Below are 2,188 nucleotides of genomic sequence, written 5' to 3'. Positions count from 1 at the left end.
CGGCCCTGCAAACCCGGGCCGAGGTGGTGCGCCTCAGCACCTACGCCGCGCGCGGCGGCCGCACTTACCGCGTGACGAGCCGGGCCACCGTAGTGAAGCCCGATGACGTGTACTTCGTGGGCCTGATGCTGGTGTTTGCCTGGACGTTCGTGTTTTTGCTGGCGCTGGTGGTCATTCTCAGCGAGGTGATTTCGTGGTACATCCTCAAGCCCTTCAACCAGACGCTGCGGGGCATTCAGCAGTTTGAGCTGAGCCAGAACGCGGGCCTGCACCTGCCGCCCAGCCACACGGCCGAGTTCAATGCCCTGAACGATTTTGTGACCACGATGACGGCCCGCGCCCAGCGCGACTACCAGGCCCTCAAGGAGTTTTCCGAAAACGCCTCGCACGAGCTGCAAACACCCATTGCCAGCATGAAGGCCAAAATCGAGCTGCTGCTCAACACCGACTTGGCCGAGCGGCAGCTGCTCATGCTCACGGCCATGCACGACGAGCTGGAGCGCTTGGCCAAAATCAACCAGTCGCTCACGCTGCTGGCCAAGCTGGAGCACTACGAATCGGCCCCCGGCACGCGGGCCGACTTTAGCCAGCTGCTGCCCGCCACCGAAGCCGCTTTCGCCGACCTGGCCGAGATGAAGGGCCTGACCACCACGCTGCAAATCGCGCCCGCCGTGCGCGTACCCATGGATGCCGCGCTGGCGCAATTGCTACTCAACAACCTGCTCAGCAACGCCATCCGCCACAACCGACCGGCCGGCGAAATCCGCGTCACCCTCAGCGCGCAGGAATTGCTCATTCAGAACACCGGTCTCGCGCCCACGGCGCCGGTGAGTGAGCTGTTCGGGCGCTTCAAGAAGGGCAACGCGGCGGTGGATTCAATTGGCATTGGGCTGGCTATCGTGAAGCGGATTAGTGAGTTATACGGGCACCGGATTGGGTATGAGTATGCGGAGGGGTGGCACAGCGTGCGGCTGGTGTTTGGGGAAATGTAGCGTGGACTCTGCGAGTCCGCGCCCGCGTGAACGACTTAGCAGGGGGCAACCTTATCCGTTTTGCCCCGGCGCGGACTCACAGCGTCCACGCTACGCTTCCCAATCGTTTGCGCCCGTTTCAAAATTTCAAACCAATTACAAGGTTTCTATAAAATTTCATCAAAATTGGGTTTTTGCTTTGTAGCACTTCGGAGATGAGTAATGACTCACTCCGGCCCCAACTGCGCATGACCAACCTCACCGCCCACCTGCTTGCCACCCCCAGCGCCCCGGCCCGGCCGGAGCGCGTGTCGGGCCGGCGGCTGCGGGCCATTCTGAGCGGGCTGGCGGGCAACCTGGTGGAGTGGTACGACTGGTATGTGTTCTCGTCGTTCTCGCTGTACTTCTCGGGCTCCTTTTTTCCGAGCGACGACCTGACGGCGCAGCTGCTGCAAACGGCGGGCATCTTCGCCCTGGGCTTTCTGATGCGGCCGTTTGGCGGCTGGATGTTTGGGCGCATTGCCGACAAGGTGGGGCGCAAGCAGTCCATGACTTTGTCGGTGCTGCTCATGTCGCTGGGCTCGCTGCTGATTGCCCTGACGCCCACTTACCAGACGGTGGGCATCGTGGCGCCGGTGCTGCTGCTCACGGCCCGGCTGTTGCAGGGCTTGAGCGTGGGCGGCGAGTACGGCACCTCGGCCACCTACCTGAGCGAGATGGCCACCTCGCGCCGCCGGGGCTTCTATTCCAGCCTGATGTATCTGACCCTGATTGGCGGGCAGCTGCTGGGGCTGGGCGTGCTGCTGCTGTTGCAGCGGCTGCTCACGGCCGCGCAGCTGCTGGAGTGGGGCTGGCGGCTGCCGTTCGTGCTGGGCGCGGCGTTGTCGGTAGTGGCCCTGCTGCTGCGTAGTAATCTGACTGAAACCGAAGCTTTTGAAACCCAGCACCAGGGCGAGGAGCGCCGCGGCACGCTGAGCTTGCTGCTGGAGCATCCGCAGGCCATTGCCCTAGTGGTGGGCCTCACGATGGGCGGCACGCTGGCTTTCTACACCTTCACCACCTACATGCTGAAGTTTTTGGTGAACACGGCGCATTTGCCCCGCGAGCAGGCCACGCTGGCCAGCTTCGTATCGCTGCTGGCGTTTGCGGCCATGCAGCCCCTGTGCGGCATTCTGGCCGACCGGGTGGGGCGGCGCCCGCTACTGCTGGGCTTCGGG

At 63.5% G+C, this 2,188-nt stretch carries 2 protein-coding genes; both read left to right on the top strand.

Going from position 1 to position 2,188, the window contains the following annotated elements:
- Positions 1-992 (top strand): sensor histidine kinase (locus ACYVDE_RS20805; protein ID WP_460503453.1); only part of this gene is annotated, 992 nt, incomplete at its 5' end.
- A 227-nt stretch (positions 993-1,219) separates the two neighbouring features.
- On the top strand, positions 1,220-2,188 hold a 969-nt coding region (locus tag ACYVDE_RS20800; RefSeq protein ID WP_460503452.1), incomplete at its 3' end, for an MFS transporter.

This window comes from Hymenobacter agri (genome assembly GCF_054778495.1).
This window is presented reverse-complemented; position numbering and strand designations above follow the sequence as displayed.